At 71.4% G+C, this 20071-nt stretch carries 19 protein-coding genes and 2 pseudogenes; 9 read left to right on the top strand and 12 right to left on the bottom strand.

Translation table 11 applies throughout. The features are described from left to right. Window positions 1-123 precede the first annotated feature (123 nt). Window positions 124-312: a DUF4157 domain-containing protein gene (locus ACF1A1_RS31905; RefSeq protein WP_392004471.1), complete on the top strand. Its 189-nt coding sequence runs from the start codon at window positions 124-126 to the stop codon at window positions 310-312. A 162-nt stretch (window positions 313-474) separates the two neighbouring features. On the opposite strand, the gene ACF1A1_RS31900 is transcribed toward ACF1A1_RS31905, so the two are convergent. From ACF1A1_RS31900 to ACF1A1_RS31890, 3 genes are all read right to left on the bottom strand, one after another. Then, window positions 475-714, bottom strand: a complete 240-nt coding sequence (locus ACF1A1_RS31900; RefSeq protein ID WP_392004470.1) for a hypothetical protein — start codon at window positions 712-714, stop codon at window positions 475-477. A 740-nt stretch (window positions 715-1454) separates the two neighbouring features. Next, complete coding sequence (locus ACF1A1_RS31895; RefSeq protein ID WP_392004469.1) at window positions 1455-4031, bottom strand: ABC transporter permease; 2577 nt, start codon at window positions 4029-4031, stop codon at window positions 1455-1457. After that, window positions 4031-4813, bottom strand: coding sequence for an ABC transporter ATP-binding protein (locus ACF1A1_RS31890; protein ID WP_392004468.1), 783 nt, complete (start codon window positions 4811-4813; stop codon window positions 4031-4033). Before ACF1A1_RS31890 ends, ACF1A1_RS31895 begins: the two co-directional genes overlap by 1 nt. 266 nt (window positions 4814-5079) lie before the next feature. Between ACF1A1_RS31890 and ACF1A1_RS31885 the strand changes: the two genes are divergently transcribed. The 5 genes from ACF1A1_RS31885 (at window position 5080) to ACF1A1_RS31865 (ending at window position 10133) form a co-directional block, all read left to right on the top strand. Next, window positions 5080-6315 (top strand): sensor histidine kinase, encoded by a 1236-nt coding sequence (locus ACF1A1_RS31885; protein ID WP_392004467.1) that lies wholly within the window; start codon window positions 5080-5082, stop codon window positions 6313-6315. A gap of 32 nt (window positions 6316-6347) precedes the next feature. Further along, on the top strand, window positions 6348-7037 hold the full coding sequence (locus ACF1A1_RS31880; RefSeq protein ID WP_392004466.1) for a response regulator: 690 nt from the start codon (window positions 6348-6350) through the stop codon (window positions 7035-7037). Window positions 7038-7063: 26 nt separating this feature from the next. Then, a complete protein-coding gene (locus ACF1A1_RS31875; protein ID WP_392004465.1) occupies window positions 7064-7345 on the top strand; it encodes a hypothetical protein in 282 nt (93 codons plus the stop codon). 606 nt (window positions 7346-7951) lie between these two features. Then, a complete protein-coding gene (locus ACF1A1_RS31870; RefSeq protein ID WP_392004464.1) occupies window positions 7952-9070 on the top strand; it encodes a glycosyltransferase in 1119 nt (372 codons plus the stop codon). Window positions 9071-9128: 58 nt separating this feature from the next. Continuing rightward, the gene (locus ACF1A1_RS31865; RefSeq protein WP_392004463.1) at window positions 9129-10133 is read left to right on the top strand and encodes a zinc-binding dehydrogenase; all 1005 of its coding nucleotides are present in this window, start codon (window positions 9129-9131) and stop codon (window positions 10131-10133) included. A 61-nt stretch (window positions 10134-10194) separates the two neighbouring features. On the opposite strand, the gene ACF1A1_RS31860 is transcribed toward ACF1A1_RS31865, so the two are convergent. The 6 genes and pseudogenes from ACF1A1_RS31860 to ACF1A1_RS31835 form a co-directional block, all read right to left on the bottom strand. After that, window positions 10195-12225: an AAA family ATPase gene (locus ACF1A1_RS31860; protein ID WP_392004462.1), complete on the bottom strand. Its 2031-nt coding sequence runs from the start codon at window positions 12223-12225 to the stop codon at window positions 10195-10197. Window positions 12226-12491: 266 nt separating this feature from the next. Then, complete coding sequence (locus tag ACF1A1_RS31855; protein WP_392004461.1) at window positions 12492-13289, bottom strand: SDR family NAD(P)-dependent oxidoreductase; 798 nt, start codon at window positions 13287-13289, stop codon at window positions 12492-12494. Window positions 13290-13375: 86 nt separating this feature from the next. After that, window positions 13376-13813, bottom strand: a complete 438-nt coding sequence (locus ACF1A1_RS31850; RefSeq protein WP_392004485.1) for an SRPBCC family protein — start codon at window positions 13811-13813, stop codon at window positions 13376-13378. Window positions 13814-13815: 2 nt separating this feature from the next. Continuing rightward, window positions 13816-13977, bottom strand: a complete 162-nt coding sequence (locus ACF1A1_RS31845; RefSeq protein ID WP_392004487.1) for a hypothetical protein — start codon at window positions 13975-13977, stop codon at window positions 13816-13818. Continuing rightward, window positions 13967-14128 (bottom strand): annotated as a pseudogene (locus ACF1A1_RS31840) (SDR family NAD(P)-dependent oxidoreductase); the annotation flags it as partial. The gene ACF1A1_RS31845 and the pseudogene ACF1A1_RS31840, both read right to left, overlap by 11 nt. A gap of 21 nt (window positions 14129-14149) precedes the next feature. After that, window positions 14150-14331 (bottom strand): annotated as a pseudogene (locus ACF1A1_RS31835) (SDR family NAD(P)-dependent oxidoreductase); the annotation flags it as partial. Between the two features lie 144 nt (window positions 14332-14475). Here ACF1A1_RS31835 and ACF1A1_RS31830 point away from each other — a divergent pair. Further along, the gene (locus ACF1A1_RS31830) at window positions 14476-15324 is read left to right on the top strand and encodes a helix-turn-helix transcriptional regulator (RefSeq protein ID WP_392004460.1); all 849 of its coding nucleotides are present in this window, start codon (window positions 14476-14478) and stop codon (window positions 15322-15324) included. A gap of 177 nt (window positions 15325-15501) precedes the next feature. Here the strand turns inward: ACF1A1_RS31830 and ACF1A1_RS31825 are convergent, their stop codons facing one another. Both ACF1A1_RS31825 and ACF1A1_RS31820 read right to left on the bottom strand, forming a co-directional pair. Continuing rightward, window positions 15502-15966, bottom strand: a complete 465-nt coding sequence (locus ACF1A1_RS31825; RefSeq protein WP_392004459.1) for an SRPBCC family protein — start codon at window positions 15964-15966, stop codon at window positions 15502-15504. A 142-nt stretch (window positions 15967-16108) separates the two neighbouring features. Next, window positions 16109-16909, bottom strand: coding sequence for an SDR family NAD(P)-dependent oxidoreductase (locus ACF1A1_RS31820; RefSeq protein ID WP_392004458.1), 801 nt, complete (start codon window positions 16907-16909; stop codon window positions 16109-16111). Window positions 16910-17185: 276 nt separating this feature from the next. Here ACF1A1_RS31820 and ACF1A1_RS31815 point away from each other — a divergent pair, with 276 nt between their 5' ends. After that, window positions 17186-17875, top strand: a complete 690-nt coding sequence (locus tag ACF1A1_RS31815) for a TetR/AcrR family transcriptional regulator (protein WP_392004457.1) — start codon at window positions 17186-17188, stop codon at window positions 17873-17875. Window positions 17876-18137: 262 nt separating this feature from the next. Then, a complete protein-coding gene (locus ACF1A1_RS31810; protein WP_392004456.1) occupies window positions 18138-18428 on the top strand; it encodes a hypothetical protein in 291 nt (96 codons plus the stop codon). Between the two features lie 210 nt (window positions 18429-18638). Here the strand turns inward: ACF1A1_RS31810 and ACF1A1_RS31805 are convergent, their stop codons facing one another. Further along, window positions 18639-19982, bottom strand: coding sequence for a class I SAM-dependent RNA methyltransferase (locus ACF1A1_RS31805; protein ID WP_392004455.1), 1344 nt, complete (start codon window positions 19980-19982; stop codon window positions 18639-18641). Window positions 19983-20071: the final 89 nt, after the last annotated feature.

Raw genomic sequence — 20071 nt, 5'->3', positions numbered from 1 at the left:
CCGGCTGCGGCGCGGCGGGGTGGTCGCCCTCGCCCGAGGCTCCGGGCGCGGCGCCTGTGCAGCGTTCACTGGTGCACGACGTGCTGCGGACGCGGCGCGCGTGCCCACGCCTCGGGGTCCCCCGTGGTGATCGGTGCGGGCGGCGCCGACAAGCACACGATGGCGCACGAGCTGACCCATGTCATGCAGCAGCGCACCGGGCCGGTGGCGGGCACGGACCGGGGTGACGGCGTCCAGGTGAGCGATCCAGGCGACCGCGTCGAGCAGGAGGCGGAGGCCAACGCGCGACGCGCGATGTCCACCGCGATCTGACCGGCCGCCCGGCGGCGCGCGCCCTGTCCGCTCGATGGGCTGTCCGCGCGGCCGAACCGGAGCCGTGGGCACCGCTCGCGACCGACCGATGCCGGGCAGCGGACCCGGACAGCCGTTGCCCTCACCCCCGTACGCCGCCGTGGTCCGCGAGCAGGGCAGCGGTCACTGGTCGTCGACGGCGGGGTCCTCGTCCGGAGCGGGTCGCTCCGTGATCCTGGTGGCGACACCCTTCTTCACGACCACGTCCGCAGCGACCGAACCGCTCTTGCTGCCGCTCTCCAACTCGCCGAGGGAGCAACGCGTCGTGGCCCTCGTGCTGTACGTGCCGCACAGGGTGCCGGCGCCGTACACCTCCGTGCCGGCGGCGACGTAGAACTGCTGGTTCCTGCCCTTGACGCTCACGATGTACTTGGTCGGCGCCAGGTACTCGATCGTGCCGTCGGCGAACGTGCCGTTGACCCCTCCGTGGCGGAGTCCTGATCAGCCGATTTCCCGTCGCCGGTGACGGCAGCGGCGGCGGCGATCAGGAGCGTCCTCGCACGGCTGGTGTCACGCATGCGGTGTCTCCTGGGGGCAAGGGAATTCCTCCGGCGAATCCGACGAACTCCGCCTCGGAATGGAGTTATCACCATGCACAGGTCAAGAGCGGCCTACGTGCCCCAGAGCGCGAGCCATATCTTTCTTGTCATCTTTCACTGCGGCCTGTTCGGCGGATCTCACCGCGCCTGTTCGGTGAACCGCCGGGCCGCCGAGGGGAATCCCGCACTCAGCGCGCACCCTCAGGTGCCCTTTTGATACGGCCGACGTCCTCCGGACGGCCCGCCACCGGACCGCGCCGTGAGCTTCCACTGCGGACATGACGAAACGCCGCTTCTCCCCAGGGGGAGAAGCGGCTTGTCCTCTCAGACGCGGGGCCGGTAGTCGGAATCGTTGATGGCGGACAGCGGTCCCGTCGTCCTGCGCCGCGGCATCGCGGGTGCCCACCAGCAGGAACGCACGGTTTCCGAGCCCGGATGAGCAGTCCCGGTCCATGGGGGGGGTCGCACGGCATCCGGACGTGCGCTCAGAAGGCCTTCCGCGACAGGTGACGGCAGGGCGGACCGGCCGCCCACCGGTCCGCACGCCCTCGGCATTCCGCGCCCCTACTCCTTCATCCCGATCGCCTCCACCGGTCGCGCCCGCAGCATCAGCCGTGCGGGCAGCATCGCCCCGGCCACCGCCAGTACGGCCGTGGAGCCGAGGATGGCCAGCCAGCCCAGCACCGGAGCGGTCGGCAGCGGGGTGCCGGTCAGGGCGATCGCGACCAGGACCAGCGGCGGCAGCGCCAGCGCCACTCCCACCACGGCGCCGACCACGACCACGGTCAGGCTCTCGCGCCGCATCATGCCCAGCACCTGCGAGCGGTCCGTGCCGGTCAGCCTCAGCAGGGCGAACTCCCGCCTGCGGGCGACAGTGTTCATCACCTGGGTGTTAACGACGGTGATGGCGGTGTAGGCGATGATCAGGCCCACCACCAGATAGTTCACCCAGGCGGTCGCCCGCTGCTCCTCGACCTGGGCATCGGCCGCCAGGGTGCCGCTGAGCTTCGTGCCCGGATAGTCACGCGCCAGCGAGGAGAGCTGCCGCTCGGTGTCCGCGGAGCCGGACGCCGACCGGACCAGGACGGACCGGTCGACGGCCTCCGTGGTGTGGGACAGCAGCAGATCGTGGTCGAAGGTGAGGTCGGCGAAGCCGAAGCCGCGGCCGTACACGGCGATCACCTTGCCGTCGAAGGCCGTGCCGTCCCCCAGGTACAGGTGCGCCCGGTCGCCGACATCGAGACCGAGCCACGAGGCCGCCGTCGTGCTGAGCGCCACCGTGTCCCGCGTCAGAGCGGACAGGTCGCCGTCACGTTCGTCCAGGTCCAGCGTGTCACCCAGGGCCCGGGGCTCGACGCCCTGGGCGCTCAGTGACACGGTCTCCTCCTCCCCGAGCAACGAAGCCACCCCGACGGCCTTGGAGCGCACCACACCGGTCGCGGCCGCCACGGCCGACAACTCCGCGGCCTTGCGCGCCAGTTGCGGGGGGACACCGGACGGGGCGGTCAGTACGTGGTCGGCGAGTGTGCCGGAGCGGATCTCGTCGGCGGACTCGCGCAGCTGGGTGGTCTGGGTGAACACCACGGTCGCGGCGAAGGAGACGGCCAGGATGAGAGGCGTGACGGCGCCGGCCGTCCGGACAGCCCCACTGCGGGAGTTGGCCGCGGCCAGCCAGCCGGTGACGCCCGTCCGGTCGAGCACAGGTGCCAGCAGCCCGACCGCCGCGCGGGTGAGCAGCGGACCGAGCACGGCGGCGGCGACGGCGAGCAGCAGGACCAGGGAGTTGGCCAGACCCACGAGGGTCAGGAAGTCGGCCCGGTAGCCCAGGCCCAGGCCGAGTACCGCCGCGGCCAGGGCGAGCAGCGCACCGCCGGTGATCAGGCGCCCCCGGCCGAGGCGGGAGGGCTCGGACGCCGCCTCCCCCAGGGCTTCGGTGGGGCGGATGCGGGCCGCGCGCCGGGCCGCCACGAAGGCCGCCGCGACGGCGGTGACGACGGTCGCGACGACGGCGGCCAGGAACGGGAGCGGGCCGAGCACCGGCCGGAAGTCCGGAGGGACGATGCCCCGGCCCGCGAACTGGGAACTGAGCCAGTACACGACACCCACCCCGAGCGGGCAGCCGAGGAGACCCGCCACCAGGCCCGCCACGGCCGACTCCGCGGCGATCATGCCGTGCAGCTGGCGCGGTGTGGTGCCGATCGCCCGCAGCAGCGCCAGCTCGCGACGGCGGTGGCGCACCGCGAGGGAGGTCGTGGCGCACAGTACGAACACGGCCACCAACATGACGTTTCCCCCGATGCCGGTGGCGAGTTCGACCACGTTCGCGGCGCCGACGGCGACATCGGTGAACTCGGCCTCGCCGCGATCACCACCCGTGTACACGCTGACGGACCGCTGCCCCTTCAGCGTGTGCTCGATGTCCGAGGCGATGTCGGACGGCGCGGTTCCCGGACGGGGCACCACACCGAAGGCGTACACGCCGCTTGCGGTGTCGGGGGCCAGCCGGTCGAGGACGGAGTCGGCGGCGAACAGTACGGACTGGCGGGGTGCACGGCCGCCGTCGAGCGCGACGAGACCGGCCACCTCGAAGGTGGCAGGAGTGGAGCTCGTCATGAGTCGTACCCGGGAGCCGACGCGCAGGTCGCTACGGGCGGCGAGGTCGGAGTCCAGCACCACCTCGTGCGCGCCACGCGGCTGGCGGCCCACTGCGAGCCGGAAACCGCCCAGTGCGAGGCTGTCCCAGTTGTGCAGCTGCGGTGACGCGCCGTTGCGGCCCGTCACCGCGCGGTCTTCGTGCAGCAGCCGGACCGCCGCGCCCCGGTCCGGCACCACGGAGGCGACGCCGTCGACCGCTGCGATGTCGTCGGCGAGGTCCGCGGGCAGCACGAGGCGTTCGGGCAGGGGCTGAGAGCTGCGGTAGGTGGAGCCGTCGGCGGACTTCACGTCGAGTTCCGCGCTCTGCCGTCCGGCGACGATCAGTGGTGCGTTCTCGTAGCGCTCGGGCGGCAGGGCGGAGCGCAGCCCGGACTCGAGCAGCACCCCGCAGGCGCTGATCACCGCCGCGCCCATCAGCAGAGCGAGGAAAGTCGCGGCGAACGGCCCCTTGCGGGCGCGGAGCGTCGCGAGGGCGAGGCGCAGCATCAGCGGGTCCCCCGCAGCTCGGACATCACACGCTTGACCTGGTCCGCGGAGGGCCGGTCCACGCTGTGCACCACGCGCCCGGCGTCAAGGAAGACGACGCGGTCGGTGTGCTGGGCCGCCACCGGGTCGTGGGTGACCATCACCACGGTCTGGTGCAGGTCGGTCACCGCCTGCCGGAGCAGGTGCAGGATGTCCTGTGCGGTGTCGGGGTCGAGCGCACCGGTGGGCTCGTCGGCGAAGACGACCTCCGGACGGGTGATCAGGGCGCGCGCGATGGCCACGCGTTGTTGCTGCCCCCCGGACAGCTCGGCGGGCCGGCGGCGCAGCAGGCCGGTCAGTCCGACACCGGCCGCGACGCTGTGGACCGAGGTGCTGTCGGCGGCGGCGCCGGCCAGTCGCAGGGGCAGGGTGATGTTCTGCTCCACAGTGAGGGACGGCAGCAGATTGAAGGCCTGGAAGACGAAGCCGATACGGGTCCTGCGGTACTCGGTGAGCCTGCTCTCGCTCAGTTCGGCGAGGTCCTGCCCGCCGAGCTGCACGATGCCGGACGTGGGCCGGTCGAGTCCGGCGGCGCACTGCAGGAAGGTGCTCTTGCCGGAGCCGGACGGCCCCATGACGGCGGTGAACGTGGCGGGCCGGATCCCGATGCTGACATCGTCGAGGGCCACGGCCGCCGACGCGCCGTCGCCGTAGCGCTTGGTCACCTGGGTCAGCCGTACCGCGCTTCCGGTGGCGGCGGGGGTGGTGTCGGCCGGTGTCTGCCGGCCGCGTGCTCTGAGCATGAGTGGCCTCGTCGAGTGATGCGGTGTGTGGTGCCTCCAGTCCATCCGCGACGAGCGGCCGTATCCTCCGCCCTCACGTCGAATCCACTCCTCCGCCCGTCGGCGGAGACGGGGCGGGGGCTCCGCCGCCCGGATGAGGGGTCCGGCGGCCGGCCGGGCAGGGTCCCCGCCGCCTCCTCCCTGAGGAGGGGGCATCACGGAGGAGGAGCGGCAGGCGGCTCCACCCTGCGGGTGGCGGCACGGAGAAAGTCCGACTCTAAAGTCGAATGATGAAGGTGACAGGCTCCTGGGCAGGGCGCGGGGTACCGGCCGCGTGGACGGACGCTGTGCTGGCCGTCCTGGCCGCAGCGGGCTGTCTCGCCCTGCCGACGGCGATCCCGGCGGACAGCCAGGACCTGCGGGCACCCGACACCTGGTGGTTCGTCCTCGTCCTGCTGGTCGCTCTGCCCATGTCGGTGCACCGCCACCTGCCGCTGGGCAGTCTGCTGGTGTCCGCGGCGGCGGCGAGCACGTTGCAGGCGCTGACGTACGTTCCCCAGCTCTCGGGGTCCGAGGGCACCTCGATCGGCCCGACGTACCTGGCCGTCGCCACGGCCGTGTACCTCACGGCGGTGCGCCGCGGTCCCTGGATCACCACCGTCGTGGCAGGGGTGTTCATCCCGCTCGACTCCCTGGTGGAGGGGCTCATCGCGCCGGCGGGACACCGGATCGCCACGTTCCTGACCCAGGCCGTCCTCCTGCTGGCGGCCTGGGCTCTGGGCCGTCTCGCGAAGGCGCGTGCCGCCATCCGGGACGAGGCCGTGGAACGCGCGGCCTCCCTCGAGCGCGAACAGGCCGCCAACGCCCGGACGGCGGTGATGCACGAGCGGGCCCGCATCGCCCGCGAACTGCACGACATCGTCGCCCACAACGTGAGCCTCATGGTCGTGCAGACCATCGCCGCCGACCGGGTCCAGGACCGTGATCCGGAGAAGGCCCACGAGTTGCACGCGGCGGTCGAGCAGACCGGTCGGGACGCCGTCACGGAGTTGCGCAGGCTCCTGGATGTGCTGCGGACCGACGAGGAGGCCGAGGCCGACCCTTCGAAGGAACCGCCCCAGCCGACCCTGGACGCCCTGCCCGCACTGATCGACTCCGTGCGGGACACGGGCCTTGACGTCGACTACCAGGTGACGGGCACACCGCTCCCGCTGCCCGCCGGAACCCACCTGACGGCCTACCGCATCGTCCAGGAGGCGCTGACCAATACGATGAAGCACGCCGGTCCGACCCGTACCCAGGTGCGGATCATCTGGGAGGACGGACCGGAACGCCTCACTCTGCGGGTCTGTGACGACGGTCCGGCCGTGTCCGCGGCTCGGACCTCCGAGACACCCGCGAACGGCACCGGACACGGCCTGGTCGGCATGCGGGAACGGATCGCCGCCGTGGGCGGCACCCTGCACACGGGTGAGCGGCCCGGCGGGGGCTTCTGCGTCCATGCCGTCCTGAAACCGGCCTGACCGACAGCACCATGGCAAAGGAATCGAACCGTATGCGGCGCATCAGCGTTCTGCTGGCTGACGACCAGCCCATGATCCGGACCGGGTTCCGGCTCATCCTCGAGGCCGAAGGGGACATCGACGTCGTCGCGGAGGCGTCCGACGGCCGGGAGGCTGTCGCGGAGACCGAGCGGCTGGCGCCCGACGTCGTCCTGATGGACATCCGGATGCCGAACATGGACGGTGTCGAGGCCACCGAGCTGATCGCCCGTAGTGCGTCGTCCAGCCGCGTCATCATCCTCACCACCTTCGACCTGGACGCCCATGTCGTGGACGCGCTGCGGGCGGGCGCCAGCGGGTTCCTGGTGAAGGACGGCCCCGCCGACTCCCTGGTGGCGGCGATCCGGACGGTGGCCACGGGCGACGCCGTGCTCGCTCCACGCGTCACCCGCCGACTGCTGGACCGGTTCGCCGGTATGCCGTCGGGGACCGCGCCCGCCGTGCCGCCCCGGCTCGACGCCCTGACGGCCCGCGAGCTGGACGTGCTGCGCGCTCTGGCCCGTGGCCTGTCGAACGCGGAGGTCGGCCGGGAACTGGGCATCGGTGAGACGACCGTGAAGAGCCATGTCGCGCACATCCTGGAGAAGTTCCAGCTGCGCGACCGCGTGCAGGCGGTGGTCCTGGCGTACGACTGCGGACTGGTGACACCGCGCACGGGGCCTGCGCCCGAACCCAGCGCCTGACCGCCACGGAGAGAAAGGGACAACCAGTGAGCACAGCCATGCTCGTCGTCATCGCCCTGACCGGCATCGTGACCATCGTGACAGTGGAGAGCAGGGCGAGCCGGCTGGACCGGCGGATCCGGGCCCTTGACCGCAAGGTGGACCTGCTCCTTGAACATCTCCAGATACGGAACGACGATCCTCAGCTGGCCGACGTGGCCGCACTGGCCCGCGACGGACAGGACGTCGCCGCGATCAAGAAGTACCGGGAGATCACCGGTGCGGGCCTGTTGGAGGCGAAACAGGCGGTCGACCGGATGACTCCGTAACAGGAGAAAACTCTGGACCGAGAACAGCCGAGCAGTAATTGAGCAGCGACATACCTGGGAATCCGACGCCGGGCTCATGATGACGGAGACATTCCGAAGAGACGTCCATATCTAAGGCCTCGTCATATTCCTGGCTGAACTCCGTGGCCAGGCGCTCGCCGTCCTGGACGTGCCAGATCCACCAGGGATCCCGGATCTGGGGCAGCGGGTGAGGGCACTCAGCAACCTCTCCCCTCGGTGGTGCTCGTACCCGAGCGGGCGGATGCGGTGAGGCTGCTGCTGACGGGCGCCGCCAACGTTCGCCATGTGCGGGTGACATCGGCTGATCGCGTTATAGGAGCAGGGTGGGCCCCATTCCACTCGGTCACCGGAAGTCGGGGCGGGCCGAGTGCCACGCGAGCAGGGCCGTGGCGGCGTGTGGGCGGAATTGAGCAGAGGTGAGCAGTCGGCATGGCCTCGCATGAGCAGTCGTGGCCCGCATGATGAAGGGACGAGGTCCGGCCGGGCCGCGCGGCCTGCGCCGACCGGACCCGTTCGGGCACTGCCGCCTCCCTGACCACAGGGACGCTCCGCCCAGGCCCCTGTTCTCTCTGCTGAAGGTGTTCCATGCGCATCCTGTTCTCCGGCACGCCGGCCTACGGCCACCTGTTGCCACTGCTCCCCCTCGAAAGAGCGGCCCGCCAGGCCGGTCACACCACCGCGTTCCTGACACACGCCTCCCTCGCAGACGTGGTGGCTCCCGCCACCGTCCGCGCGGCGGGCGCGACCCTGGAGGACACCCTGGGCGAGTTCCAGCGGCGCACCGGGAAGAACGCCGCCACCGACATGAGCCCGGCCACCGTGGGCGAGTTCTTCGGCGGAACCCGGGTCGACCTCGGCGCGGACGACGCCCTGACGGCGGCCCGCGACTTCGCCCCTGACCTGGTGATAGCGGAGACCGCGGACTTCCTCGGCCCCCTGGCGGCCTCGCAGTTGCGCGTGCCGTGGGCCTCCCACGGCGTGGGGATCGCCCTGGAGACCCCCCTGGCCGAGGCCATGTGGGCGACGGCCGCCGCGCGTGCGGCGGAGCGGGGCATCACCCTGGCCCGGCCGACGGCGTCGGTCGACCCCTGGCCCGACTGCCTCCAGCGCGACGACTGGGAGCCGTCGGCGGACCGCGTCACCATCCGGCCCCAGGCGCACGAGTCCGAGGAGGGAACGGACTGGCGGGCGCCGTCCTTCCCCGGCCGCGAGCACCTGCCCCGGGTCCTCGTGACCCTGGGCACGATCATCGACGACGCCGACGCGCTCACCCGGATCGTCGCCTCGCTCACCCGGCACGACGTGAACGTCGTGGTCGCTCTTCCACCGTCGTCCGAGGCGAAGACCCTGCCCGTGGAGGGCAGCGGCGTCCACGTGACCGGGTTCGTTCCCATGGGCCTGCTGCTCCAGGGTGTGGACGCGGTCGTCTCCTCGGGCGGTGCGGGAACGGTGCTCTCGGTGCTCGGCGCCGGCGTTCCGATGGTGATCTGGCCCATGGGCCTCGACAAGCCCCTGAACGCCGAACGGACGGCCGCGCTGGGTGCCGCCAAGGTCATCGGCTCGGCGGACGAGGCGGGCGGGGCGGTAGCGCGGGTGCTGCGGGAGCCGTCGTTCCGCGCCGCCGCCGAGGCGGCCTCCCGGAACATCGCCGCGATGACCCCGGCCCCCGAGGTCCTGTCGTTCCTGACCCAGCGCCGGGGCTGATCCACGCCGACAGGACGTCGGCCCCGCCCGCGAGCCGACGACGGAAAGAGGAAGAACCATGTACGCGATACGTCAACATGCCTTCGGCGCACCGGACGTGCTGGTGTACGAGGAGGTGGAGCCACTGTCGCCGGGCCCGGGCGAGGTCCGCCTCGCTGTCACAGCGGCGGGGGTCCACCTGATGGACACCGTGCTGCGCGCAGGGCGCGAGATGGGGATGGCACTGCCGCACCTGCCGATGACACCGGGCCGGGAGGCGGCGGGTGTGGTGGACGCCGTTGGCGCGGGGGTCGACGAAGGATGGCTCGGGGAACGGGCGGTCGCCTATCTCGGGCACGAGCGCAACGGCGGTTACGCCACGCACGCCGTGACGTCGGCCGCCTCCCTGCACCACGTTCCCGACGGGCTCGACGACAACGCCGCCGTCACCATGATCGGCACCGGGCGGACCGCGATCGGCATTCTGGAGCAGGCCGCCCTGTCGGCCGAGGACGTCGTCGTGGTCACGGCGGCCGCAGGGGGCCTGGGCACGCTGCTCATGCAGGCGGCCCGACGGGCGGGCGCCGTGGCCGTGGGCCTGGCCGGAAGTCGGCACAAGCTCGACGTGGTGCTGGAGCAGGGCGCGAACCATGCCGTGGACTACACCCTGCCCGGCTGGCAGGAGCGACTCGGCGACGCGCTGGGCGGCGTACCGTCGACCGTCGTCCTCGACGGGGTGGGCGGTCGGCTCGGCCGGACCGCGGCCGAGACGCTCGGTGCGGGAGGACGGCACCTGTACTACGGCTGGGTTTCCGACGAGGGACGGTTCACCAGCTTTTCGCCGCAGGAGCTGGGGCAGCGCGGCATTACCTCCCGACTGGCCGTGGGTCCCTCGATGTTCGGGCTGCCGGGCGGAATCCGCAGGCTGGAGGAGACCGCGCTCCAGTGGGCGGCGGCCGGACGGCTGCGCCCCGTCGTCCAGTGCTTCCCGCTCGTGCGTGCGGCCGAGGCCCATCACGCCCTGGAGACCCGGGCCACCATCGGCAAGGTGGTGCTGCGGCCTGAGATCGACCGGCGTCCGTGACCGAGAGGGACGGCAGTCCGTAAAGCACCCACGGAAGGCGGCCGCGCGGACTGCCGTGTCGTCACGGAGGAAGCAGCGGCAGGCCGTTCACCTCGTGATGCCACATGGTCTCCTCGATCCGTGAGACCGCGGCGGTCAGGTGTCGCCGGTAGGTGCTGTACGGCATGTCCAAGCGCCGGGCCGCCGCCTCCTGGGTGGGTGCTCCCTCCATGAAGGCGAGCGTGGCGACGCGGAGTGCCTTGTCTCCTCCGCGTTCGGTGACCAGGCATGCGACGGCGTTGGCGAGCACCTCCCGCAGTGTCATGCCGTGGTCGGCGACCAGGCGGCTGTGCCGCAAGGGGTTCAGCTCCAGGGCCCGCGGCTGAGTCAGGTCGCGCAGCGCGGATCGGACCGCGGCGGTGAACTCAGGGCGGCTCAACTCCGGCGGAGATAGGGGGGAGTGGGGCCAGGGGTCAGACGTACCGGCTTCGGCGAAGCCGTCGTCCGTGCCGGACAGCAGTGCCTGCTGCTTGTCCGTCAGCCATGCTCTCGGGGCCAGGTCGCGCCAGTCGTGGGCGAAGATCCGGTAGGCCGATCCGCCGACGGTGACGGGCTGTTCCAGCGGTGTCATATCGCAGAACTCCATGTGCGCGTTCCAGAACCCGTCGTCGCGCAGCACGATGAACGACCACGCCAGACCGCCGTCCCGGAGGATCTCGCCGAGCATGCGCCAGAGCATCAGGTCCATCACCGGCGAAGGCCGCTGGTAGTGCCGCGGATGGACGTGGAAACGGCCGAGGGCGATGTGCCCGCCGGGCCCGAGCGGGCCGTGCGACGCGACATGGTCCCAGGCCGCGGCGGCGACCGGGTCGTGCGCGCGGCCCTGGTCGGGCTCCGGTCGCAGCCAGGCGGAGAAGGCGACGGCGGGCGCCGTGCCGCGCAGCCGCTGCACCCGGAAGTCCTGCGGCCGGTGCCGGAGCCAGTAGCGGACCGTCACGGCCGAGTCGGGGCCCTCGGCCCGTTCGGCGAGGGCCAGTACGTGCGCCTCGTCCGAGGGCCGGTACGGGTGGTCCTCGACCAGCCCGGGGAGATGCCACAGGTGGCTCTGGGCCATGTGTCCCTCGCCCCGGTAGAGGAACTGGAGCGAACCGACCGCGTGCAGCAGCCGTTCGGACGGCGCGGAGCCGATCCCTTCCAGCAGGTGCTGGTGCAGGTGCCGGTACAGCCGGTCGAACCTCTCGGGGTCCCGCCACCGCAGGTCGGCCGCCAGTGCCTCCCGTACGACGTCGTGGGGGAAGACTCCCTCGGCGCAGTGGTCCACGTACGGCTGCTCCCGCAGCCACGCGAACAGTTCCGGGGCGTCGTCCCCCACCACGGCACGCAGGAGTGTCTCGGTCGTCAGATGGGCCTGGGAACAGACTTCGAGGGCGAGGCGGTGCCGCGGGCCCGGGAGATGTCCCAGGATCCGCCGCAGCAGCGACGCGACGACCTCGGGGGCGGGCCGCCAGGATGCGGAAGCGGGCAGGTCGATGCCCTCCGTCCGGGCCACATGAGCAGCCAGCGCCAACGCGAGCGGGTGGCCGGAGGCGAAGGCGAGCAGAGGCCGCCGGTGGGCGGGGTCGACACCTCGTCTCACCAGGAAGGTCTCCGCCTCGCTCGCGTCGAGGTCCTCCAGCGCCACCACCGTGAGCAGACCGGCCCAGCCGGGGTCCGCGGACCAGCTGACGTCCGGCGCCTGTCGGCCCGCCACGACCACCAGTACGTCGTCGGCCAGGCCCGGCAGGAACTCCTCGCGCAGCCAGCCCTCCAGGCTCTGGCAGTACTCGAAGGTGTCGACGAGCAGAAGCGCACCCTGCGTGCGCACGACCGCAGCGGCCGCCTTCTCGAACGCCTCCGGTGCGGCGGACAGGGCACGGCCGTCCACGTGGACCACCGGTCGGCCGGCAGCGCGGGCCTCGTTGGCGTACCGCCGCATGAGGGTCGATTTACCGATGCCGCCGGGGCCGTGCACGTAGAGGACGGAGGCGGCACCGGGGCGTCCGGCGAGGGCGTCACGGAACAGGGCCAGTTCGGTCTCCCGGCCGACGAACACGCTGTCCCTCGCCGCGTTCACGCGATCAGCGACAGTGCCGCGTATCGGTGCTTCCATCTCCTGCCCTTCTCCCACGGCAGGTGCGTGCCGCGTCACTTGCAAAGGCACGTCACGACGGCCCCTCTTCGCCCGGCAACCCTAACGAAGGCCTGTCGCCCCGCTGCGTGCGGCGCCGACGCCGGGTCGAGCCGGACCGACACCCGCCTTCCGCACCGGACCGCCGCCGGAGCTCTGCCGGGTCCGGCTCGGGACACCGCCATTGGCGGTGCCCCGAGCCGGCCGGCGGGTCAGCGTCCGACGTGATGCCCGCCTTCCGCCGGGATGACGGCGCCGGTGGTCCAACGGCTCTCGTCGGACAGCAGGAACAGGGCGACGCGCGCCATGTCGTCGGCCAGGGCGATCTGGTTCATCGGGGCCATGCCCGCCAGATGCTCCTGGAGTTCGAGGGGCAGCATGTCCCACATCTCGGTGCGGGTGGAGCCGGGTGCGAGAGAGTTGACGCGGATGTTCGACCCGGCGAGTTCGAGGGCGGCGCTCTTGGTCAGGCCGTTGACCGCCCACTTGGAGGCCACGTACTCGGAGATCCCGGCCACGCCGACCATGCCGCCGATGGACGAGACGTTGACGATCGAGCCGCCCCCCGCGGCGAGCAGAGCGGGGATCTCGTGCTTCATCGACAGGAAGACGCCCTTGGCGTTGATGTCCATGACCCGCTCGAAGGACGCGGTCGCCATCTCGTGCAGGGGCGCCCCGGAGCTGGTGACACCGGCGGCGTTCAGTGCGCCGTCGAGCCGGCCGAAGCGCTTGACGGCCGACGCGACCGCGGCCTCGACGGAGGCTTCGTCCGTGACGTCGAGCGGGACGGCGAGGACCTGGTTGTCGGCCGTCGACAGCTCGGCCGCCAGCGCCTGAAGGCGGTCGGTGCGCCGGGCCGCGGCGATGACGTGTGCGCCTTCGGCGGCGAAGCGCCGCGTGGCGGCCTCGCCCATGCCGGCGGATGCGCCGGTGATCAGGATGACCTTGCCCTCCAGGCGACGAGCCTGAATGGTGAGGGGTGCGGGGTGGTGGTTGGGGTGGGACGTCATGTCAGGTGCTCCTGGGATCGAAGAAGCGTGAGGGGTGCGGAGGGGAGGGATGCCGTGAGGGTCTGGAGATGCGCTGCCCGGCCTGGCTAGCGGCCGATTGCGACGCTCAGGGCATGTGCGGTCAGCGGCCAGACGGTCTCGCGGCTGATCCGTGTGACGAGATCCGCGGTATCGCTGTCCGCGACGCCGTAGCGGCCCTGCCAGGTGACCGCCGTCTGCCCGTCAGCGGGCTGCAGCGAGACGGTGGTGCGGGAGGACATGGAGACGGGGATCGGTGGGTCGCCCTGGAAGCTGTGGACCAGCGTCATCCGGGCGTGATCCAGCTCTTCGAGGCGCTCGCGTACCGTGCTGCCGTCGGCGAGGGACAGTTCGCGCACGGCACCGACCTGCCCGGACTCACCGCTCACGAGTCGGCTGCCGTCCACCTGCGGATGCCACCGCATGTCCTCGAAGGCGGCGATGAGCGTCCAGACCGACTTCGGGCCGCCGTCGATGACGGCGGAGTGGTCAACGGTGATGTTCATGATCAGACCCAGCTTCCGCCGTTGACGGTCAGGGTCCGACCGTTCACCCACTCGGCCTCGGGCAGCGCGAGGAACCGCGCCGCGGCGGCGATGTCGCGGTTCTCCGAGCCGGCCGGCGGGCGCGGAGGCGGCCACGTACCGCATCGCCTCGGGGCTGAGGACATCGCTCTCCTCGGCGAGGAAACCGTCCAGGACGGCACCCGAAGCGACGGTGTTGGCCGTGATGCCCCGCTCGGCGAGCTCCATGGTGAGGGTGCGGATCGTCGCGGTGGCGCCGTTCTTGCTGGTGGCGTACGCGCCGAAACGGGCAGTACCTCGACGCCCTGCTCGCGGATCGCCCGCGCGGCGTCCTCCGCCTCCCCGTGGCGGCTGCGGTAGTGGAGGACGATGTCGGCGCCCTCCTGAGCGAGCGCCTCGGCGACGGCTCGGCCGATACTGCGCGGTGCCCCGGTGACCAGTGCGGTCTTTCCCGCCAGGCGTCCGGTGCCGGGGCGCTCTGCCTCGTTCGTTCGGGTCATGGTGATGCTCCTTGCCGAAGCAACCGCCGTTCGCGGCTGCTCCGACACCACCGTGCCCTCGGACCGGCGCAGGCACGAGAGACCGCTTCTGCCTAGGACTGGCAGGGCGACGCTGATCCGTCCGGTTCGGGTGACCATGGAGGCATGGATCGAAGAGAACTCGCACGGTGCCTGCGCGACTGGCGCGACCGCCTCAGCCCGGCGAGCGTCGGACTGTCCACGGGCAGCCTGCGGCGCGTTCCCGGCCTCAGGCGCGAAGAGGTGGCGCACCTTGCCGGACTCTCCGTCGACTACCTCGCTCGCCTCGAGCAACGACGCGCCGGAACCCCTTCTCCCCCGGTGCTGGCCGCTCTGGCCCGGGCGTTGCGCCTGTCGGACGACGAGAACGCCCATCTGTTCCGCCTGGCCGGCCACGCGGATCCACGCACCACCGGCGTCAACAGGCACATCACTCCGGGTATTCAGCGAATACTCGACCGCCTTGCCGGGACTCCTGTGATGGTCCTGGACGCGGCCTGGCACCTCGTCGCCGCCAACCCGCTGCTCACGGCCCTGCTCGGCGATCTGTCCGCCGAGCCGCCGCGCGAACGCCATCTGCTGTGGCGGCACTTCACCGGCGCCCCATCCCGGGTGGTCTCCACACCCGAAGAGGACGCGGCCTTCGAGACCGCGGCCGTCGCGGACCTGCGCGCCGCGGCAGGTCGCCATCCGGACGACGAGCGACTCCACACGCTCATCGCCGATCTGCGCTCGGTGAGCACCCGCTTCGACCACCTCTGGCAGCACGGCTCCGTCGCCCGGCACACGGCGACCCGCAAGACGATTCTTCATCCGCAGGTCGGGGCGATGACCCTGGACTGTGACGTCCTGACCGTGGAGGGAAGCGATCTACGGATCGTGGTGTACACCGCCGAACCTGGTTCGTCCGACGCACGCACGCTGGCCCTGCTCGACACCATCGGCACCGAGACGTTCACCTCGGCGACCTCCTGACACAGGCTGCTGGGTGCCGGTCGGCCGACAGCCTGTGCCAGGAGGCCGGGTGCCGGCCGGCCGGTATGTACGGCGCCCACGGAGGTGGACCCGCTCCCGCCGGATACATGGGCCACCTGAGCGAAGGCTCAGCTCCAGCCATACGGCAGCGGCCACCGACCTGACCAGAGCATCCGCTCAGTCGACGGACGCCTCGCGAAGAGACCGGGAGGCCCCGAAGCGCCGCTGCAGCGCGGCCAGGCCACTGCCGTACAGCTCCTCGACGAGGGTCTGCGCGGCGGCGGAGTCCGCGGTGTCCTCCTCCGACTCGGCCGACCACTCGACGAATGCCTCTCCGGTGTCGATCACGGGCAGCACCCGAAGCGTGGAGACGCTGCTGCGGACCGGGAAGGGGTGCTCGACGAGTTCGTAGGTGAAAGTGCGTGCGGTGTCGTCGAGCGCGGTCAGACGCTCCAGCACCGTGGTGTCCCCACCGGCGAAGCGCAGGCGCCGCAGAGCTCCGACCGTCGTGGCCCCGCCTTCTTCGAGCACGCTCGATTCGATGGCCGGGTGCCACTGCGGAAGGCCGTCGAAGGGGCGGAGGACCTGCCATACGGATTCCGCGGTGGCGGGGACGACTGCGCTGACGTACGTGCGTGCCATGAACACTCCTGTGGAACGTCGAAAGGTGGGGTGCGGGCGGGAGGCTGCCCGGGCCGTGGAACGTGGAAGGCGGACCGGTCGTGGGTGTCATGCCGGTGGCCTGCGAACCGCCTGATCCGAAGTGAGCGATCAGAGCGGGTGATCAGACGCCTGCGGCCGCCAACAGGTCCTGGGTGAGCGTGGCGAGGCGGTGGCGGTATGCGGGGCTGAGGGCGTCCGGTTCCGATGGCTGGGCCTTCTCCTCACTGTGGAAGTAGGCGCCGGTCAGACCGGTGACATCGGTGGCGTCCACCAGGCGGCGCGTGGCCGCCACCCCCTTCTCCAGCGGCTCCTGGGCGGGCATACCGGAGGTCTTCGTCATGGTGGTCGCCATGAAGGTCGCGGGATGGACGGCGTTCGCGGTGACGCCCGAGTCGGCCAGTTGCTCCGCGAGATCGAGGGTGTGGCTGATCAGAGCGAGCTTGGAGCGGCAGTAGGCGTCGGCCTGGGTGAAGTGGTGTTCGTGCTGGGGGTCGTCGAAGTCGAAGAGCTGCTGGCCGACCGAGGCGACGTTGACGATGCGGGCGGGCGCGCCCTCGCGCAGCAGGGGAAGGAGCTCACGGGTGAGCAGCACCGGCGCGAGGTAGTTCACGGCCAGCCGGAGTTCGTAGCCGTCCGCGGAAACTTCCCGCACCGTGCTTCCGCCCTGGAAGCCCACCCCCGCGTTGTTCACGAGGACGTCGAGACGGGAGTGCCGGGCACGGACGTCGGCTGCGAGCCGCTTCGTCGCGGCGAGGGACGACAGGTCGGCGGGGAAGACCTCTCCGCCCGTGGCGGCGGCGACCTCGGCCAGCCGCTCCGGGTTGCGGCCGTGCAGCAGCAGGCGGTGGCCGTCCGCCGCGAGATCCTCGGCCAGTGCGCGGCCGAGACCGTCGGACGCTCCGGTGATCAGGATGGTTGCCACGTGGGGCCCTTTCGATGGGGGGCGGCGCGGGTGTGCACATTGCGGACGAGTGCCGATCAACATGTGTCAGCTTAAACCAACACCTGTTGAGTACCAGCCGCCGACCCACCGCCTCCCCCTCCGAACGCCCGCCCTTCCTCGGCCGCCCCCCGCTCCGTGGCCGCTGGGCACGAACAGGGACGGCCCCTGCTGCTGGCTACCATGAGCAGAGCTCCACACCGGCGGACAGAATTCTTCGCGCAGGGCAGGAGCCGCAGAAGGAGAGGAACCCACCACGTGGCAGCCCGCCCCTCACACACGAGCGCATCGCAGGAGTCGGCTCAGGCGGCCCCGCGCAGCTGGGCCCGTCCTGCCAGCCGGGGAGATCGCCGTCTGGAAGCACTGCTCAGCGCCGCGGAGGCCCTGCTGGCGGAGAAGCCATTCACGGAGATCTCCGTCGGGGAGGTCGCCGCCAGAGCGGGCATCTCACGCCCCACGTTCTACTTCTACTTCGACACCAAGCACGCCCTGCTGGCGGCTCTCCTGGAGCGGGTCATGCAGGACAAGCTGGAAATCGCGCTGCGCGGATTCGGCACCACCGAGGCGGATCCGACGCCTCAGCGGACGTTCGAGGCCAACTACTCCGAGATCCTGGCCCTGTGGCGTGAACACGCACCGGTGGTGCTGGCCGCGTCCGACGCCATGGCATCGGACGCGGAGCTGCAAGGCGTTTACACCGGGCTGCTCGACCTGTTCATCAAACCGGCCACGGCATGGATCGAGCAGGAGCGCGCCACGGGGCGCGCTCCTGCGGGCACACCCGCCGCCACGCTCGCCACCACCCTGGTGTGGATGAGCGAGCGCAACCTGTACGCCGCCCTTCTCGGCATGGAGCCGCGAATCCCCGACGACCAGCGCGTGGCCGCACTCGCGGAGGTCTGGATCCGCAGCGTCTTCGGCGGCCGGCCGTCCGCTCCGGCCGCCTGACGCCTCCCGGAGGCGGCGTGGCCGCCGACGGTGAAATCGTCGCCCCCTCCTCCTTACGGAGGGGGGCCTCAAGGAGGACGCGGGGTGCTCTTTTCCACCTGTGGGCCCAGCCTCAGGGGACTCGATCGGTTCTAGCGTGTGACGGGTCACCGCGATCGGATACGCCCTCAGCGCTTCCCTCGCCAACACCAGGTCGCGTCCGCTGCCGTCGCCGACGCGACACAGGCGGCCGAGACCCTGGTGGCCGCGGCGGCCAACCGCCATGCGCAGCCTCCACGACAGGCCTGTCGAGCCCGCCGCCCGGATGCTGCTCGGTCTCGCCCTGTTCGGAATCTGTCCGGCGATGCTGGTGAAAGCCGATCTCGGAGCCGATCCCTGGACGGTGCTGACCCAAGGCATCGCGCGCGTCACCGGACTCTCGCTCGGACAGGTCGTCATCGGGATCTCGCTCGTCCTGCTGTTCCTGTGGATACCACTGCGTCAGCGGCCGGGCCTCCGGCCACGGGGACACGAACGCGCCAGAGATGGAGAGAGGCTCGGAGGCGGCCTCTGACAGGCCAACAGATCGAGCGTCATCCGAGCGTCAAGACAACCTGCCTCCGTGCTGGCCTCCACCTGACGAGGCACAGTCGCCGTCCCCGTAGTGCTCGCAAAACAGCAGCTCAGTGACGCTCAGGCGCATCGGACGTGGTTCACGTCATGCCTTCCGGGAAACAGATCGAGCGCACGGGCCGCGCCTGAGTAAGCTACAAGAACCCGCAGGTCAGAGCCCCTTTGCGGCAGGCTCCAAAATAGCCACGCACTCCACATGCGACGTCATCGGAAACAGATCGAACGCCCGCAACGTCCGCACCCGGTACCCCCCGTCCCGGAAGTACCCCAGGTCCCGTGCCAGCGCCGCCGGGTCGCAGGCCACGTACGCGATCCTGCGCGCTCCCAGCGTGACCAGGTGTTCGACCGTCTGCCGGCCGGCCCCCGCCCGGGGCGGGTCCAGGACGACGAGGTCGACCTCGGTGATCCCCGTCCGCGGCAGCACGCTCTCGACCTTGCCCTGCTCGATCCGCACCCGGTCGAAGCCCGCGAGGTTGTGGCGGGCGTCCTCGACGGCACGCTTGCCGGACTCGATGCCGAGCACCGCGCCCTTCTCGCCGAGCCGGTCGGCGAGCGCGCCCGCGAAGAGACCGACTCCGCAGTACAGGTCCAACGCCATCTCGCCCTTGCGCGGCAGCAGGCCCTGCATGACCGCGGTCACCAGGGTGTCCGCCGCCTTCGGGTGGACCTGCCAGAAGCCGCCGCTGCCGACGCGGTACGTACGGCCGTCCGCGCGCTCGCGGACGAAGGGGCGGCCGTGGACGCGGTGCACCCCGCCGTCCTTCTCCTCGACCCGCATCACCGACACCGGCCTGTCCAGCTCGACGATCGGCAGGCGCGCGCCCGGCCGCGGGGTGAGGATGACCTGGCGGTCCTGCGAACCCGTCGCCGCGATCGCCTCGATGGAGGCCATTCCGCTCCAGTCCCGCTTCTCGACGCCCAGCTCGCTGACGCCCTCCGCGGCGATCATGCAGTGGTCGATCGGCTCGACCTCGTGGGAACGGTGCTTGCGCAGACCGGCCCGGCCCGTCCCGGCGTCCACCGCGTACTGCACGCGCGTCCGCCACTGCGGCACCTGGCCCGCCGGCAGCTTGTCGCCCTCGGCCGGCATCACCGTGCCGTCCCAGCCGGCCTCCTCGGGAGTGAGGCCCGCGAGCCGCTGCAACTGCTCGGCGATGACCTCGCCCTTCATTCGGCGCTGGGCACCCGGCTTGGCGTGCTGCCAGTCGCAGCCACCGCACCGGCCGGGGCCGGAGAAGGGGCAGGGGGCCTCGACCCGGTCCTTGGAGGCCGACAGGATCTCCACCGCGTCCGCGCGCAGGAACCGGGCGCCCTCCTCGCCCTCGGTCACCCGGGCCACGACCCGCTCGCCGGGCAGCGCGTGCCGGACGAACAGCACCTGACCCGAGTCCGTACGGGCGATGCAGTGGCCGCCATGGGCGACGGGGCCGATCTCGACCTCGTACTCCTCGCCCACCAGCGACCCCACCTGAGACTTCTTCGGTTCTGCCTGCATGGCGGGGTGACTCCACAACGTCGAACGAGGAACGGCCGGACAACAGCCCACCAGTCTACGTGGCTGTCGCCCGGCCGTTCACCACGAGC

Origin of the sequence: Streptomyces sp. NPDC014995 (assembly GCF_043080745.1) — a bacterium.
Lineage (GTDB): Bacteria > Actinomycetota > Actinomycetes > Streptomycetales > Streptomycetaceae > Streptomyces.
Note: the sequence above shows the minus strand (reverse complement) of the source record. Positions and strands in the feature narration are given on the sequence as shown.

Excerpts from the sequence above, each read along its gene's own strand:
- ACF1A1_RS31895 (WP_392004469.1), bottom strand. The coding sequence starts at position 4,031 with ATGCTGCGCCTCGCCCTCGCGACGCTCCGCGCCCGCAAGGGGCCGTTC.
- ACF1A1_RS31890 (WP_392004468.1), bottom strand. The coding sequence starts at position 4,813 with ATGCTCAGAGCACGCGGCCGGCAGACACCGGCCGACACCACCCCCGCC.
- ACF1A1_RS31885 (WP_392004467.1), top strand. The coding sequence starts at position 5,080 with ATGATGAAGGTGACAGGCTCCTGGGCAGGGCGCGGGGTACCGGCCGCG.
- ACF1A1_RS31880 (WP_392004466.1), top strand. The coding sequence starts at position 6,348 with ATGCGGCGCATCAGCGTTCTGCTGGCTGACGACCAGCCCATGATCCGG.
- ACF1A1_RS31870 (WP_392004464.1), top strand. The coding sequence starts at position 7,952 with ATGCGCATCCTGTTCTCCGGCACGCCGGCCTACGGCCACCTGTTGCCA.
- ACF1A1_RS31865 (WP_392004463.1), top strand. The coding sequence starts at position 9,129 with ATGTACGCGATACGTCAACATGCCTTCGGCGCACCGGACGTGCTGGTG.
- ACF1A1_RS31855 (WP_392004461.1), bottom strand. The coding sequence starts at position 13,289 with ATGACGTCCCACCCCAACCACCACCCCGCACCCCTCACCATTCAGGCT.
- ACF1A1_RS31850 (WP_392004485.1), bottom strand. The coding sequence starts at position 13,813 with ATGAACATCACCGTTGACCACTCCGCCGTCATCGACGGCGGCCCGAAG.
- ACF1A1_RS31845 (WP_392004487.1), bottom strand. The coding sequence starts at position 13,977 with ATGTCCTCAGCCCCGAGGCGATGCGGTACGTGGCCGCCTCCGCGCCCG.
- ACF1A1_RS31830 (WP_392004460.1), top strand. The coding sequence starts at position 14,476 with ATGGATCGAAGAGAACTCGCACGGTGCCTGCGCGACTGGCGCGACCGC.
- ACF1A1_RS31825 (WP_392004459.1), bottom strand. The coding sequence starts at position 15,966 with ATGGCACGCACGTACGTCAGCGCAGTCGTCCCCGCCACCGCGGAATCC.
- ACF1A1_RS31810 (WP_392004456.1), top strand. The coding sequence starts at position 18,138 with ATGCGCAGCCTCCACGACAGGCCTGTCGAGCCCGCCGCCCGGATGCTG.
- ACF1A1_RS31805 (WP_392004455.1), bottom strand. The coding sequence starts at position 19,982 with ATGCAGGCAGAACCGAAGAAGTCTCAGGTGGGGTCGCTGGTGGGCGAG.